General features: G+C 64.3%; 15 protein-coding genes. 9 read left to right on the top strand and 6 right to left on the bottom strand.

The genetic code is table 11. The features are described from left to right. The first annotated feature begins 1 nt into the window (after position 1). A complete protein-coding gene (locus tag AB7008_RS28785) occupies positions 2–976 on the top strand; it encodes an alpha/beta fold hydrolase (protein ID WP_441259890.1) in 975 nt (324 codons plus the stop codon). A gap of 122 nt (positions 977–1,098) precedes the next feature. Here AB7008_RS28785 and AB7008_RS28780 read toward each other — a convergent pair whose 3' ends face one another. Beyond that, on the bottom strand, positions 1,099–1,338 hold the full coding sequence (locus AB7008_RS28780) for a hypothetical protein (RefSeq protein WP_014494790.1): 240 nt from the start codon (positions 1,336–1,338) through the stop codon (positions 1,099–1,101). Between the two features lie 342 nt (positions 1,339–1,680). Between AB7008_RS28780 and AB7008_RS28775 the strand changes: the two genes are divergently transcribed. From AB7008_RS28775 to AB7008_RS28765, 3 genes are all read left to right on the top strand, one after another. After that, on the top strand, positions 1,681–2,589 hold the full coding sequence (locus AB7008_RS28775; RefSeq protein WP_028155884.1) for a dihydrodipicolinate synthase family protein: 909 nt from the start codon (positions 1,681–1,683) through the stop codon (positions 2,587–2,589). Positions 2,590–2,733: 144 nt separating this feature from the next. Further along, the gene (locus AB7008_RS28770; protein ID WP_304490064.1) at positions 2,734–3,705 is read left to right on the top strand and encodes an SDR family NAD(P)-dependent oxidoreductase; all 972 of its coding nucleotides are present in this window, start codon (positions 2,734–2,736) and stop codon (positions 3,703–3,705) included. Between the two features lie 309 nt (positions 3,706–4,014). Continuing rightward, the gene (locus AB7008_RS28765; RefSeq protein ID WP_304490063.1) at positions 4,015–5,133 is read left to right on the top strand and encodes an alpha/beta hydrolase family protein; all 1,119 of its coding nucleotides are present in this window, start codon (positions 4,015–4,017) and stop codon (positions 5,131–5,133) included. Positions 5,134–5,249: 116 nt separating this feature from the next. Here the strand turns inward: AB7008_RS28765 and AB7008_RS28760 are convergent, their stop codons facing one another. Continuing rightward, a complete protein-coding gene (locus tag AB7008_RS28760; protein ID WP_028152624.1) occupies positions 5,250–5,756 on the bottom strand; it encodes a MarR family winged helix-turn-helix transcriptional regulator in 507 nt (168 codons plus the stop codon). Between the two features lie 407 nt (positions 5,757–6,163). On the opposite strand from AB7008_RS28760, the gene AB7008_RS28755 reads away from it, so the two are divergent. Next, positions 6,164–7,693 carry a porin gene (locus tag AB7008_RS28755; RefSeq protein ID WP_041959508.1) on the top strand — a complete coding sequence of 510 codons (1,530 nt, stop codon included), beginning with the start codon at positions 6,164–6,166 and terminating at the stop codon, positions 7,691–7,693. Positions 7,694–7,959: 266 nt separating this feature from the next. On the opposite strand, the gene AB7008_RS28750 is transcribed toward AB7008_RS28755, so the two are convergent. The 3 genes from AB7008_RS28750 to AB7008_RS28740 all read right to left on the bottom strand — a co-directional run bounded on the left by AB7008_RS28750 (position 7,960) and on the right by AB7008_RS28740 (position 9,875). Further along, positions 7,960–8,463, bottom strand: a complete 504-nt coding sequence (locus AB7008_RS28750; RefSeq protein WP_441259889.1) for a GcrA family cell cycle regulator — start codon at positions 8,461–8,463, stop codon at positions 7,960–7,962. A 72-nt stretch (positions 8,464–8,535) separates the two neighbouring features. Continuing rightward, entirely contained in the window at positions 8,536–8,733 is a 198-nt protein-coding gene (locus AB7008_RS28745) for a hypothetical protein (protein ID WP_007603456.1), read from the bottom strand. A 200-nt stretch (positions 8,734–8,933) separates the two neighbouring features. Next, positions 8,934–9,875, bottom strand: a complete 942-nt coding sequence (locus AB7008_RS28740; RefSeq protein WP_166342046.1) for an acetamidase/formamidase family protein — start codon at positions 9,873–9,875, stop codon at positions 8,934–8,936. A gap of 232 nt (positions 9,876–10,107) precedes the next feature. Here AB7008_RS28740 and AB7008_RS28735 point away from each other — a divergent pair, with 232 nt between their 5' ends. Genes AB7008_RS28735 through AB7008_RS28720 form a run of 4 tightly spaced genes read left to right on the top strand, consistent with a single transcriptional unit; the run spans position 10,108 to position 14,036 of the window. Then, positions 10,108–10,824 (top strand): YdcF family protein, encoded by a 717-nt coding sequence (locus tag AB7008_RS28735; protein ID WP_304490061.1) that lies wholly within the window; start codon positions 10,108–10,110, stop codon positions 10,822–10,824. A 60-nt stretch (positions 10,825–10,884) separates the two neighbouring features. Beyond that, the gene (locus tag AB7008_RS28730; RefSeq protein WP_028155890.1) at positions 10,885–11,667 is read left to right on the top strand and encodes a DUF169 domain-containing protein; all 783 of its coding nucleotides are present in this window, start codon (positions 10,885–10,887) and stop codon (positions 11,665–11,667) included. Between the two features lie 9 nt (positions 11,668–11,676). Further along, positions 11,677–12,855: a saccharopine dehydrogenase family protein gene (locus tag AB7008_RS28725; RefSeq protein ID WP_028155891.1), complete on the top strand. Its 1,179-nt coding sequence runs from the start codon at positions 11,677–11,679 to the stop codon at positions 12,853–12,855. 5 nt (positions 12,856–12,860) lie between these two features. After that, positions 12,861–14,036, top strand: coding sequence for a saccharopine dehydrogenase family protein (locus AB7008_RS28720; protein WP_441259888.1), 1,176 nt, complete (start codon positions 12,861–12,863; stop codon positions 14,034–14,036). Positions 14,037–14,151: 115 nt separating this feature from the next. On the opposite strand, the gene AB7008_RS28715 is transcribed toward AB7008_RS28720, so the two are convergent. After that, positions 14,152–15,348, bottom strand: a complete 1,197-nt coding sequence (locus AB7008_RS28715; RefSeq protein ID WP_304490060.1) for an FAD-dependent monooxygenase — start codon at positions 15,346–15,348, stop codon at positions 14,152–14,154. Between the last annotated feature and the right edge of the window lie 19 nt (positions 15,349–15,367).

Below are 15,367 nucleotides of genomic sequence, written 5' to 3'. Positions count from 1 at the left end.
CATGAGCGTTGCCAGAATCGTGTCGGCCTTGCAGTTCTGTCCGGGCGGTTGCGTCTTCGGCGCCCCGGCCCGGCGCGATCCCGCGCCAAGCCTGCAAAGCCGTGCCCTCAACCTGCTCCTGCGGCAGCTTCCGTACAAGCAACAGCTCGCGTCCGCCGACGCCGTGCAGGAGCATGTCCAGAAGCTCGCCTTGCAGGCGGTCTCGTTCGAGCCGCCGAATCTGGGCCGCGGCGTCGAGGTGACATTGACCAAGATGGGCGGATGGCCGGTCTATTACACGGCACCGTCTTCGGGCCATGAGGGCTGCAACCACGTCATGTTCCTGCACGGCGGTGGCTTCATCAACGAGATCGTGCCGGCGCATTGGCGCTTTGTCGCACAGATGACGCGCAAGGCGCGCGTCGTGTGCGTCGTGCCGATTTATCCGCTTGCGCCGCGCGCGACAGCGAAGGATGTCGTGCCGGCGACGGCCGAGCTGTTGCGGATGCTGCTGGAGGATGCCGGGCCCTCAAAGGTGACGGTGGTCGGCAATTCCGCCGGAGCTAGCCTGGCGCTCGCCGCCTGCCAGTGGCTGCGCGACCGCGGGCATCGGCAGCCGGGCCGGCTGATGCTGATCTCGCCGGCGGCCGATGCATCGGTCAGCCGCCCGGAGCAGGTCGAGATCGCGGCGCGCGATCCGATCCAGGACATTCCGGGAATACTTGAGGCAGGGCGGCTCTATGCCGGCGAGCTCGATGTCGGTCATCCCTTTGTCAGCCCGCTCAACGGCGCCTTCCGCGCGCTGGCGCCGATGACGATCTTCTCGGGCACGCGCGACCTTCTCTATCCCGATAGCGTCGATCTCGCGGAGCGGGCGAGGGCGGCGGGCGTGGCGGTCGAGTTGCATCTGCTCCGTGACCAGCCGCACAATTATGCGCTGATGCCGACTCCGGAAGGGCGACGGGCGCGTGCGATCATTCTGCGTGCAGTGGCTTAAAGGGAAGGCGTGATCGTCGTCACAGGCGCGCGCCGCCGCAATGGGGTCTGGCGCTAGCGGTGCCCGCGCGGAGAGACCAGGCGGTCCCCGGGGCGTTTCCTCATCCGTAGTCTTGCGGGGCCTTAGGCGTGGCCCTTGATCTCATAGTGGCCGGGCACGCATTTGTAGCGCTCGAGGCGCCAATTGGCGTGATAGATCGGATGCTCGCCCATCCATTTGGCAAGCGGGGCCTGCGCGCCGATCGCGCACTGCATCATCGATATCTCGGGCGTCATGTTGCTGTCGGTCACGATTTCCTCGATGCAACTGCCTGAGCTGGCTGCGCTCAGCCGGCAGAGCACGGCAACCACGGTCACGAACATTCCTGTCACCTCATCGGTAGTTTCAGACCACGAAGAGGATGCAAGCGGAGTGCCAGAGCCTGTGACACAAACAACACGCTGGCCTGGCCGACCCGCCCCAGCGTCCATCCCCATTTGGCGATTCGGATTGTAAAAAAATTGCCCCTAAACCGAAGCCGGGCAAATACGGGGAATCCACAAGGAAAAGGACGCGGAAGGATCGCAGGAATGAGCGATTGTGGGGGCAGCGCCGCGCGAACCGCCCCTTCACAAGGCCTGCGCAGCCGATAGGCTCGGAAGCGGGCGGATACTCGCCAAAAGAGCGGGACCGCCACAGGACCAAAGGAAACGCGAGGGCAGACCATGAAGGCACGACCGACCGGCGTGATCCCGCCGATGACGACGCCGTTCCGGAAAGACGGCGAGATCGACTTTGGGCTCGTGGCGCCCCAGGTCGACTGGATGATCGGCGCCGGCGCGCATGGCGTAGCGGCCGGCGGCTCGACCGGCGAGGGCCACACGCTCGATCACGAGGAATATCGCGACCTGATGGCCGCGACGGTCGAGGCGGTGAAGGGGCGCATTCCCGTGATCGCCGGCATCATCGTGGACTCCACGCGCGATGCGATCCGCCGCGGCAAGCTCGTGCGCGACATGAATGTCGCAGCACTCCAGGTCACGCCGGTGCATTATCTGTTCAAGCCCGACGACGAGGCGATGGTTGCGCACTTCCGCGCCATGGCGGACGAGACCGGCATGCCCATCATCATCTACAACGTGGTGCCGTGGTCCTATCTGTCGCCGGCACTGCTGGTGCGGATCATGACCGAGGTGCCGCTGGTGGTCGGCGTCAAGCAGAGCGCGGGCGATCTCAAGCTGTTCGCGGATCTCATGATGATGGCGCCGGACAAGCTGATCTACAGCGCGGTCGATGCCCTGATGTATCCGTCCTACACGCTCGGCGCCCACGGCTCGATCGCCGCGATCCTGACTGCGGCACCGCATGCCTCCGTCGCGCTGTGGGATGCGGTGAAGGCGGGCGACCATCCGCGCGCGCTCGACCTGCACAAGAAGCTGTTGACGCTGTGGAACGCCGTTATCGCCGACAATCTGCCGGCCTGCACGCGTTACGCCCAGACGCTCCAGGGCTTGCCCAGGACCTATCCGCGCGCGCCGATGCCGGAGGCCTCGCCGGCGCAGCAGGCCGCCACCCGCAAGGCGCTGGAGGCGCTCGGCGCGTTGAACGGGGTGCGTGTCGAAGCGGCCGAATAGTCCACCAGCCGAAATTATCGATGTCGAATGGCAACGCCGATCCGCTTTTACCTGCGGATGCGGCGCTGCTACATTTTGCGCACGCCGCGATGCGCGGCGCCAGCTGTGAAGAAACATACCGACAAGGGGAGGGACCGAAGTCCCATGAAGGATTTTGCAGGAAAGATCGCCGTCATCACCGGCGGCGGCACGGGGATGGGACGCGAGCTCGCGCGGCAGCTCGTCGCGGAGGGCTGCAATGTCGCGATGTGCGACGTCTCGGAGGCCGCGATGGCCGAGACCAAGCGATTGTGCGAGGTCGAGAAGCTGCCGCAGGGCCTGCGGGTCACGACCCATGTCGCCGACGTTTCGATCGAGGATCATCTCAAGCGGTTTCGCGATGAGATCGCCGAGCAGCAGAAGACCGATCGGATCCATCTCCTGTTCAACAATGCCGGCATCGGTGGCGGCGGCAGCCTGTTCACCAACACGCGCGAGCAGTGGGAGCGTACCTTCAACATCTGCTGGGGCGGCGTCTATCTCGGCGTGCGCACCTTCCTGCCGATGCTGGTGGCGGCGGACGAGGCCCACATCGTCAACACCGCGAGCGTCAACGGCTTCTGGGCCTCGATCGGCATGAACCAGGCGCACACCGCCTACAGCTCGGCCAAGTTCGCGGTGAAAGGATTTACCGAAGCGCTGATCAACGACCTTCGCCTGCACGCACCGCATGTCAAATGCTCGGTGGTGATGCCCGGCCATATCGGCACCTCGATCGTCTCCAATTCGCGCAAGGTGCAGAGCGCCGACGGGTCGGAGCGGCTCAATGCCGACGAGGTCGCGCTGACCCGCAAGCGCATGGTCGCGGCCGGCGTGCCGGATGCTGACAAGATGTCGGACGAGGACATCCAGGCTGCGTTCGCCGAACGCGCCCGCAGCTTCCTCGAGGACGCGCCGACGACGGCTGCGCAGGCCGCGAAGATCATCCTCGACGGGGTCAAGGCGGAGCGGTGGCGCATTCTTGTGGGCGAAGACGCAAAGCGCCTTGACGAACGCGTGCGCGCAACGCCGGAGCAGGCCTATGACCGCGCCTTCTATGAAAGCTTTACGCAGGAAGTTGGCTGGCGGCTCGGTTGAGTCCGATTGGCTGAGACTGTCAACGAGCGTCGGCCTATGTAGGTATGACGATCATCATGGCAAGAGGTGCGGACGTATTATTACGCAGGTAATTTACATGTTACGCAGGTAACTTTACGTGCCACCTCTTGCCATTTTCCGACGCCTTATGACGATTTGGAATGTCACGCATGCGACATGCTCCGTCGTTCAAGTAATGTTCAAGCGATGGTGATGTGAAACGGGTCTCATTGGGCGCACGGCAGCTTGGTTGGTGAACCAAAATAGTTTAGTCAATCAGGGGTAACGCCATCATAAAGCGTAGCTCCGATGATACCCGCATGCCTCTCCGACGACTGGATCCTCTGCCCGGAGAGAGAGGATATTTCCGCTGAATTCACGCGGCTCCTCACCGCGGCGCAGGAGGGTGGCGCCACCATCGCAGAATGCCTGATGATCGCGCGGCAGCTCAAGCAGGGCGGCGAGCAGTCCTGGCACCGCGAGTGGAAGCGGCTGGCGCAAGCCAACCGGCAGCGTGCCGAGGCGGCGTTCGCGGAGGGCCACATGGCGACTGCGCAGCGCAACTGGCTGCGAGCGATGAACTACTACGGCGCGGCCGCGATGCCGCTCGACCAGGCCGACGAGCGCCGCTGGGTCGCCGTGCTCGCCATGCAGGAATGTGCGCGCCGCTTCCTCACTGCGCGCAGTCCGGCTGGCGAGGTCGTCACGATTCCCTGGGCCGACGACGGACACGTTTTGCAAGGCTATTTCCTGCCTGCGTCCCCGGGCAGCAAGCGGGCTCCGACCGTGATCTGCATCGGCGAGCCCGGACACCGCAAGGAGGAATTCCTGTTCAAGCTCGCGCCGCATGCGCGTGAGCGTGGATTGTCGATGCTCGCGCTGGACCTGCTCGGCGACCAGCGTGACGACTATACCGACACGCTCCTGCAGCGCCGCGACCTCGAGAGCTCGATTGCCAGCGTCATGGATTATCTGGAGACGCGCGGCGACGTCGATTTCGATCGCGTTGCCATCGTGGCCGACGGGTGGGGCTCTTCCTTCGTCGCGCGCGCGGTGTTGCAGGAGCCGAGGCTCGCCGCGGCCGTCTGCGACGGCGGTCTGTGGGACCTGCACGAACGATCCTTCTTCGCCAGCCGCTTTGCGATGAGCGATCTCAGCATCGTCCCGGTGCCGTCGGCGCCGTTGATGGCCTCGAGTGCCGACTGTCCGGTGCTGATCACACTCGGCGAGGACGGCTGGCTCAAGGCCGACCGGGCGCGCCAGATCGTGCAGAAGTCGCGACTCGGCAGCTCCGACATCGTGCTGAAGGTGTTCACCGCGCAGGAGACCGGCGCGGCGCAGGCCCACGCGGACAATCCCAGCCTTGCCAACGAATACATCTTCGACTGGCTGGAATCGCAGCTCGGCGCCGCGGGGCGGCGGATCTGAACGCCGCCTGCTGCCTTAAAGCGCGATGAGATTGGGATGAATCGTCATCGCGCTTCAGGTTGTCGTTTGGGCATGATCTTTTCGGAAAACCGCTTCGCACTTTTCCGGATCATGCTTCAGTAGTCGAGGGAGATCCTGACGCAGGCCTTTTCGAGCCGGGTCTTCAGCGTCGCGAGCTTGCCGGTGAATTCGGTCAGTTCGTTCTCGTCGAATTCCTGGAAGACGAATTCGCGAATCGTCTTGTACTGCTCGTTGAGGCTTGCGATGTGCTTCTGCGTCTTCTCGACCAGGGACAGCCGCACCACGCGGGCGTCGGTCGGCGAGGGCCGCCGGCGCAGCAGGCCCTTCTTCTCCAGCAGCTTGGACTGGGTGGTGACGAAGGACGGATCGACGTGGAGCAGCTTGGAGACCACGTTGACGGGCACGCCGTCGTCCTTGTCGAGGTCGGAGATCGCCATCAGGATCAGCCATTGCGGACCGCTGATGCCCAGCGTTCTCGCCCAGAACTGACGCAACTCCTCCAGATACATGTTGATCGACGATATCTCCCAGGTGAAACGCCTGATGATATCGAGATTGCCGATGGAGCGGAGGCGCGCTCCTTCCTTCCTCGTCGCTGACACAGCGTCACTCCCGTGATCTGATTCTTTTCCGGCCGGTGTCTTGCACGGCCATAGTCCACGCAAGTCTGCCCTGACGCAAGTGCAGAGCAGGGTAATTTTGTCACTAAAATTACAAAGATGATCAGCTCAGCATATTCCCCCGCCTGCGGTGTTGCGCGCGGGGCACAGGTTTAGTGAAACAACAAAGCTAACTAAATAAACTATTTTGATTAGCGGAACGGCGCAGGCATATTGGCCCGTGACGGTGGGGGGTACTCAATCGTCCCGTTGCAGGTGGTTCGCTCACGTCCCTCGCGTCGATGCGGGTGTGTCCAAAAGCGCGAAGCGGCCGAGCGGATTTTAAGAGACGGGGATCTGGGGGGCCTCACGGTCCGGTCTCCGTAAAATGAGCAACTTGGAGGTTTTAAATGAAAGTGGTGAAGAGCCTTTTGCTCGGCACTGCGGCGGGTCTGATCGCCGTCGGTGGAGCTCAGGCGGCCGATCTTCCGGTCAAGGCCAAGGCGGTCGAGTACGTGAAGATCTGCACGCTCTACGGCGCGGGTTTCTACTACATCCCGGGCAGCGATACCTGCATCAAGCTCGGCGGCTATCTGCGTGCTGAAGTCGCGCTGAATGCCGGCGGCAACTACAGCGGCTCCTACAACAGCGTTTCCGCCTCGAATAACCGCCTGACCAACTACTACTCGGCGCGCGCTCGCGAAGACCTCAACATCGATACACGTACCGCGACCGAATACGGCGTGGTTCGTACTTATTTTGACGCCGTGTTCACCTGGACGACCGATTTCACGACGGGAAGCGGCACGACACCGGGTGCGACGGTTTACTCACAACTCGGAAGCACCGGGGTGTCTGCGCCGAACAACGCAAACGCGGGCAATATCTCGGGCGGTACGCTCGGCGTCTACTACGCCTTCATCCAGTTCGCCGGCTTCACGATGGGTAAGGCCGTGTCGCAGTTCGACGCGCCCTGGATCAACTATCCCGGCAACAACTTCGACCAGCTGGTCGGCGGCAGCGGCACGACCAACGGCGTTGCCCAGTTCACCTACACCGCTGATTTCGGCCAGGGCGTGACGGCTGCGTTCTCGGCGCAGGATCAGACCCAAGCCTTCCAGACCAACATCTGGAACACCGCGGGCATAACCACCTCCGGCGTTCTCGGCGGCGCTTACGGTTCGAGCGACTTTGGCGGCACCCGGTCTCCCGACCTCGTCGCCATGGTCCGTGTCGACCAGGCCTGGGGCCTGTTCCAGGCGTCGGTGGCCGCGCACGACAACCACGTCGCCTACTACGGCGCGACGGAAGTCACCGGTCATCCGGAAGACAAGTGGGGTTGGGCTGTGCAGCTCGCTCTGCAGATCAAGAACATCCCGACCGGCGCCGGCGACGTGATCAACATCTCGGGCGTCTACACCGAAGGTGCGAGCCGCTACAACTTCCAGGAGCTGGCTGCGACCAGCTACTCGATGTTCGGCGGTTCGGGCAGCGCGTATCAGAGCATCGGCTTTGCCGGCGTGTCTGACGCGGTGTTCGGTCCCAACGGCCAGCTCGAGCTGACCAAGACCTACGGCTTCCGTGGTGCCTACACCCACAACTGGAGCCCGTACTGGAACACGGCGCTCTACGGCGCGTGGGCTGCGGTCAACTACAGCGGCACGGCCAAGTCCATGATCTGCGGCAGCGCCGCGTTCGCGACCCTGACCGGCACCTGCAACCCGGACTTCAACATCGGCCAGATCGGTGTCATCACCCGCTGGACGCCGGTGAAGAACCTGACCTTCTCGGCTGACTTCACCTACAGCCACCTCGACCAGAAGTACTCGGGCGTGATCACCAGCCCGGCGCTGACGTCGGTTGCCAAGCCTGCGGCAACCTACGAGCTGAAGGACCAGGACACCTACAGCCTGCTGCTGCGCGCCCAGCGCAACTGGTAAGCTCAAGTCCGTTCCAATCTGAGAGAGCCCCGGCGGGAAACCGCCGGGGCTTTTTCATGAAAGCTGACTTCGGAAATCCGGCAACGCGTTGCAAGCGACGAAGACGAGCTATGCGATTCGATCGTCCTCAAATTTATTTACTTACCTGAGTTGATCAGCTATCTTGTTTTCAGCCGATTACGAAAGTCGCGGCTCTTAGCTTCATGCTAAGCCTCCAGAAACCTCCGGCGATGCCCCGCCGGAGGTTTTTCGTTTTGGGATTTCCTTCAGCCGCGCATCACGCGGGCGCGCGAGTTCGGCCGGTAGGCTAGGCGGCTGTGGCCGACGCAGTAGGGCTGGCCGTCGGGCGCGGTATTGCCGCAGAAGCAGAAGTCGTCCGCACCTGGCGTCGAGATCGGCCAGCGGCAGCAGTTCTCCGAGAGCTCCAGCAGCGAGCAGCGGTTGGCATCGTCGATTGGACCCGCGACCACAGGTGTGTCGGTGTCGCCGTAGATCGTGGCGAGCATCTCATATTGCAGCCGCGGTACGGCTCGCGTCCCGCGCCGCGGCGCGAGGCTCCGCTCGAGCTTGCGCTCGTCGCTCGTCCTGCCGCGCGTGAGATTGAGCCGGGACAGCTTGCCGATCACCGCGTTGCGGCTGACGCCGATGTCGGCAGCGATCTCGCTGCAGGTGAGGCCGGCCTCGAAGTGCTGCTTCAGAAGTTCAATTCGTTCGTTGGTCCAAGTCGGCGAAGAAGCAGTCGGTGAAGAAGTTGGTGAGAGAACAGGCATTGTAACGGTCCCAGGTTGCAGATGTCGGCCATCCGCCTTGCGAGATCCGTCCGCCTCACGTCCGGCGCGTGCTCAGGTTCTGCCGTTGTCGCGAATCGACAGAAGCCCGTCCTTGATGGCGAGACGGATGCCTTCCTCGATCAGTGTGCGTGCGACGCCGGGAACGCTGGTGCCGTGGGTGCCCTGTCTCACCAGTTTCTCCAGATAGGTGATGGTCGAGAGCGCCAAGGTTACGGGAATGCGGTCAGTCTCGGCTTTTTCGGTGGCCATGGCCCGAACGCTAGCCTCTTACTAAGGTACATAAAAGTAACGATTAAGACTCTATTTAGGTTCAGGGGTCGGAGTCAAATCCGGGCAAGACCGGTGTTTCAGCTCATTGGAATCACTAGGGAAATCAGGCGCAGCTCCGCGCGCCGCGCGGGATGCCGAGCGGCGGCGGAGTGGAGACGGGGCCGGGCAGGCGGGTGCGGCTAGCCGTGCACGATCGCCTTTTCGATCATGCAATGGATGCCCTTGCAGCCGTTGACGGTCTGCGTCACCCGCAGGTCGGCGGCCAGGCTGCACAGCGTGTAGGCGTCCTCGCGCGACAGGTTTCGCGTCTCGCCGAGCAGCACGATCATGTCGCGCAGCGCGCGCACCGCGCACTGGTCGAGGTCGGGGTCCATCGCCATGGTCATGTAATGCGTCGCCGTTTCGGCGCGGGGATAGTCGAACCTGAGATCCTTGCGCAGCGTCAGGCGGAAGCGGCCCTGGAGCGCGGTCTCGATCGCGGTGACGCAGACTTCGCCGTCGCCCTGCACGCCGTGGCCGTCGCCGCAGGAGAACATCGCGCCCGGGACGAATACCGGCAGATAGAGCGTCGCACCGGCCCCGAGCTCCTTGTTGTCGAGATTACCGCCCATCGCGCGCGGCACGAGCGAGGAGATGCGACCCCAGGCCGGCGGCGGCGAGACGCCCATCACGCCGAAGAACGGCTTGAGCGGCAGATCGAGGCCCCAGGGCATGCGGCCGACCATCCGCGACCGGTCGAGCGGGATGTTCAGGATTCGCGTTTCGTGGAAATCGTCGGGCAGGGTGCCGGACAGCGGCTTGATCATGTTCCAGCCCCAATCCTGCCGGAGCTGGACGTCGAGGATCTCGACCGCGAGCACGTCGCCGGGCTCCGCGCCCTCGACTGCGATGGGGCCAGTGAGGATGTGGCCGGGCAGCATGCGCTCGTTCTTGGCGTGAACCTCAAACATCTCCGGCGGAATGTGAAATTTGTTGCGGTCGGGCAGCATGTCGGGTCCGCCGCTGATGGTGTCGACCGTCACCTCATCGCCGCTTTTGACGGTGAGGACGGGCTTGAGCGCGGCTTCGAAGAAGCCCCAATGGCAGGTCTCGGGGCTTGAATGCAGGTGGTGATGGGTCATTGGCCGCGTCCAATCGGTTTCATCAGAACTGGTCATGAGAACCTGTTATGCCCGGGCTTGACCGGGCGATCGATCCTCTTTCAAGAAGATTTCTGAAGATGGACGGGCCGGTCAAGCCCGGCACGATCATTCCAGCGAGGCTCCCCTGTATTTCGTTCTTTCCAAGACCCTCGGCACCGCTCTGCTGCCGATCAATCTCCTGATCGAGCTCGGAATCCTGTCGCTGCTGCTGATGGCGACGCGGTTCGCTGCGGTCGGCCGCAAGCTTGCCGTGACCACGCTGGTGCTGCTGGCGCTGGTCGCGTTCTCGCCGATCGGCAATCTTCTGCTCTATCCGCTGGAGTCGCGTTTCCCGGCGTGGGACCCGTCGCGGGGCGCCCCCGACGGCATCATCGTGCTCGGCGGCTCGATCGACACCGATCTGTCGGCGGCGCATCGCACGCCGGTGGTTGCGCACGCGGCCGATCGCATGCTGGCGCCGGCCGAGCTCGCGCGGCGCTATCCGAACGCGCGTATCGTCTTCACCGGCGGCTCGCCGAACCTGGTCGCGACGGGGGCGAGGGAGGCCGACTACACCGCGCCGATCCTGGAAAGCCTGGGCATACCGAAGGAGCGCCTGATCCTCGAGCGCGACTCCCGCAACACCTGGGAGAACGCGGTCTTCACGAAGCAGCTGGTGACGCCGAAGCCGGGCGAACGCTGGCTTCTGGTCACGTCGGCGTTCCACATGCCGCGCGCAATGGGGATGTTTCGCAAGGCCGGATTCGATGTCGAAGCCTATCCGGTGGATTGGCGGATGGGCGGGCGCCACGGGCTCTTCGCCTTCACCCGCAACGGGGCCGATGGTCTCGGCAAGACCGACGTCGCCGTGCGCGAATGGATCGGCCTTTTGGCGTCTCGCATCATGGGGCGGACCGGCGAGTTGCTTCCGGGACCGGGCAAGGACTAAAACGGGAGCCGCAAAACAAGAACAGAGTACCGGCGCGCGATCGCCGGTCGGGAGGACGCCATGCAGCAGCAGAGCGCAGACAGGATCGATCTTGCCGGCCTCGTCGCCGACCTCAACAGCCTGCTGCGGCTGAAGACGACGGTGATCGGCATGAAGCTGTTCGCGCGCACCGCCGACATGGAGGCGATCCCGAAAATCCGGCGGCCGAACGCGGTCCACACCACCGACCAGATCGTCAGCATGGCTGCACGTCTGGGCTGGACGGTCGGCATCACCGCCGACGATCTTGTCGGTGCGCAGTGTCGCGCCGTGATCGGGCTTGCGCCGCAGGACGAAAAATGGCTCGCCGGCGAAAACTATGTCGGGGTCTGGCACGGCACCGCCGAGGACGCGCGCAAGCGCCAGGAGGCGCTGGACGTGGTTCCGTTCGGGCAGTATCAGGCGCTTGCGGTCAGTCCGCTCGCGAGTGGGCGGCTCGATCCGCCCGACATCTGCCTGGTCTATGCAACGCCCGGGCAGATGATCATCCTGATCAACGGGCTGCAATATACCGGCTACAAGAAGTTCGAATGGGGCGTCGTCGGTGAGACCGCCTGCGCGGATTCCTGGGGGCGGGCGCTGAAAACCGGCGAGCCCAGCCTGTCCTTGCCATGCTATGCCGAACGGCGCTATGGCGGCGTGCCGGACGAGGAGATGCTGATGGCCTTGAAGCCCTCTCATCTCGCCAAGGCGATCGAGGGCATGAAGGCGCTGGCCAAGAACGGCCTGCGCTATCCGATTCCGCCCTATGGGATTCAAAGCGACGTCCGCGCCGGCATGGGCGTGAGCTACGCGAAGAAGTAAAGGTCGACCATGAGCTCAGCGAAATTTGACATCGTCGTCTACGGTGCGACCGGTTTCACCGGCCAGCTCGTCGCCGAATATCTGACTCAGCACTACAAGGGCGACCACACGCTCAAATGGGCGATGGCGGGCCGTAGCCTCGGCAAGCTCAAGTCGGTACGTGACGCGATCGGCGCGCCCGGGAATACGCCGCTGATCGTCGCGGACGCGTCGGACGCGGCCTCGCTGAAGGCGATGGCGGAGCAGACGATGTCGGTGATCACCACCGTCGGCCCGTATCAGCTCTATGGCGAGGAACTGCTCGCGGCCTGCGTCGCCACCGGCACCGATTATTTCGATCTCTGCGGCGAACCGATCTGGATGCGGCAGATGATCGACAAGTACGAGGCGGCCGCCAAAGAGAGCGGCGCGCGGATCGTGTTCTCATGCGGTTTCGATTCCGTGCCGTTCGAGCTCGGTGCGTTCTTCGTGCAGGAAGAGGCCAAGCGCGTGTTCGGCGCTCCGGCCGCGCGTGTGAAAGGCCGCGTGCGCGACATGCGCGGTACGCTCTCGGGCGGCACCGCGGCGAGCGCCAAGGCGACCTTCGATGCGGTCGCAAAGGACATCAGCCTGATCGCGATCCTGAACGATCCGTTCGCGTTGACGCCGGGCTTCACCGGCCCGAAGCAGCCGAAGGGCAACAGGTCGCTGCTCGAGGAGGACCTGCAGTCCTGGGCCGCGCCGTTCATGATGGCGCTGATCAACACGCGCAACGTCCATCGCTCCAACATGCTGATGGGCTTTCCCTACGGTCAGGACTTCGTCTACGACGAGATGGTTCTGACGGGTCCCGGCGAGAAGGGCGAAGCCAACGCGCAGCGCGTGGTGGCCGCCAACGCCGAGAAGACCGGTCCGAACGCGCCGAAGCCGGGCGAGGGGCCCTCGAAGGAAGAGCGGGAGAACGGCCGCTTCGACCTGCTCTATGTCGCGATCGCGCCCGACGGACGCATGGTTCGCGCCGGCGTCACCGGCGACCGCGATCCCGGCTACGGCTCAACCTCGAAGATGATCTCCGAATGCGCGATGTGCCTGTTGCGCGATGTGACAGACGTCCCGGCCGGATTCTGGACGCCGGGCGCGGCGATGCAGCACAAGCTGATCAAGCGCCTGCGGGACAATGCTGGGCTGACGTTCGGAGTGGAAGCGTAAGGTCCGTGTCCGCGAAGTTCGACATCGTCGTTTACGGCGCGACCGGATACACTGGCCAGCTCGTCGCCGAATATCTCGCTGCAAGCTACGCCGGTGACGGCGCGCCGACATGGGCGATGGCCGGGCGCAGCGGGGACAAGCTCGCCTCCGTTCGCGATGCGATCGGCGCACCCGCTGACACGCCGCTGATCGTGGCGGACGCAGCCGATCCGGCTTCGTTGCGCGCGATGGTCGATCAGGCGAAGCTGGTCATAACCACTGTCGGTCCCTACCAGCTCTACGGTTCCGATCTGCTCGCCGCCTGCGTCGCGTCGGGCACCGACTACGTGGATCTCTGCGGTGAGCCGATCTGGCTGAAGCAGATGATCGACAAGCATGAGGCGGCAGCCAGGGCGAGCGGCGCGCGCATCATGTTCTCCTGTGGCTTCGATTCCATCCCGTTCGAGCTCGGTGCGTTCTTCGTGCAGGAGGAAGCCCGGCGCGTGTTCGGAGCGCCGGTGCCGCGCGTCAAGGGGCGCGTCCGCGACCTCAGCTGGAAGTTCTCCGGCGGCACCTCGGCGAGCGCGAGGGTCACCTTCGAAGCAGTCGCGCAGGATCTCAGTCTGGTGTCGATCCTCAAGGACCCCTTCGCATTCACACCCGGCTTCGAGGGGCCGAAACAGCCGCGCGGCAACAAGCCTATTTTCGAGCAAGACCTGCAATCCTGGTCTGCCCCGTTTGCTATGGCGACGCTGAACACGCGCAACGTCCATCGCTCCAACATGCTGATGGGATTCCCATATGGCCGGGATTTCGTCTACGACGAGATGGTGCTGACGGGGACGGGGGACGAAGGGCAGGCCAACGCGAAGCTCGTCATGGCCGCCAATAGCGAAAAGACCAGCCCCAAAGCGCTCAAGCCCGGCGAGGGGCCGTCGAAGCAAGAGCGCGACAACGGTCATTACGACCTGCTCTATGTCGCGATCGCGCCCGACGGCCGTCAGGTTCGCGCGGCGGTGAAGGGCGATCTCGATCCCGGCTATGCCTCAACGGCGAAGATGGTCTCCGAATGCGCGATCTGCCTGCTGCGCGACACGCCTGATGTCCCGGCCGGTCTCTGGACGCCGGGCGCAGCGATGCAGCACAAGCTGATCAAGCGGCTGCGGGAGAATGCAGGGCTGAGGTTCGAGGTGGAAGGCTAGTTCAGCCATCGTAGGGTGGGCAAAGGCGCAACGCGCTGTGCCCACCGTCTCCCCGCGGTTTCACTTCGCAAGTGGTGGGCACGCTCCGCTTTGCCCGCCCTACGGCACCGTGCCTCTACGCCGCCCGCGCATCATACGCGTACATGAACTCCATGCTCTTCGATCCCAGCGGCAACAGCCATTTCATCATCTGATTGCGGACCCATGCGCCGGTGGCGCTGAACTCGCGCTTGCTGTTGCCGTTGCGGCGCGCCATCGCGACGATCTTTTCCGTGCGCGGGCGCCGCTCGGCCTCGAAGGCCTGGAAGGTGGCGCCGAGCTCCTGGCCCTCCTGCATCAGCCGCGCGAGCCGCATCGCATCCTCGAGCGCGAGCGAAGCGCCCTGGCCGGCGTGGGGGCTGGTCGCATGCGCGGCATCGCCGATCAGCAGCGAGCGCTTGCGCGACCAGGTCGGCAAGGTCGCGACGTCGAGCGTGTCGGTGACGACGATGTTCTCGGCCGCGTCGATGATGTCGGGGATCGGATCGTGCCAGCCGTGATGGAAGCCGCGCAGATGCTGCTTCAGCGTCGCGTGGTCGAGCGCGCGGAACATCGCCGCGTCCATGCCGTGCGCGGGCTGCGTGCTCCACCACATCACGCCGTCGTTCGGATCCGGGCTGCAATAGCCATAGCCGAAGAACCCGCTCTTGCCGAACGTGGTCTCGACGTGCCGGCCGATCGGCCTGCCATCGAGGACGGCGTGCGGCACGAAGCCGCCGAACCCGATCAGTCCGGTGTCGAACGGTTGCGGACCGTCCGGTACGACCTGGCGGCGCACGACCGAGTGCACGCCGTCGGCGCCGATCAGGAAGTCGCCTTCGGCCGTGGTGCCGTCGGAGAAGTAGGCGATGATCGGCTGGTCGCCGCGGTCCTCGATCTTGATCAGGCGCTTCTCGAAATAAAGCGAGACGCAAGCGCACCAGGCCTTGTCGATCAGGATTTCGTTCAGCGTGGAGCGGCAGACGTTCACGGCCGGCTGGCCGAAGCGCCGCGCCATGTCGCGGTTGATCGAGCCGAGCCGTTCGCCGCTCTGCGAATAGAAATCGAAGGATTCGGCGATCGAGCCGCGGCTGATCAGCTCGTTCGCGAGCCCGATCTCGTCCATGACATGCATGCCGTTCGGTGCGATCTGGAGGCCGCCGCCGATACCCTTCGAGTAGGGCCAGGCCTCGTAGATCGCGGATTCGATGCCGGCACGGCGCAACAGGATCGCGGTGACGGGCCCGGCGATGCCGGCGCCGACGATCAGGGCCTTGCGGGGACGGTTGGACATGGCTTGCTCCCGACGTTTC

This window comes from Bradyrhizobium sp. 521_C7_N1_3 (genome assembly GCF_052075975.1).
GTDB classification, from domain to species: Bacteria; Pseudomonadota; Alphaproteobacteria; order Rhizobiales; family Xanthobacteraceae; genus Bradyrhizobium; species Bradyrhizobium japonicum.
This window is presented reverse-complemented; position numbering and strand designations above follow the sequence as displayed.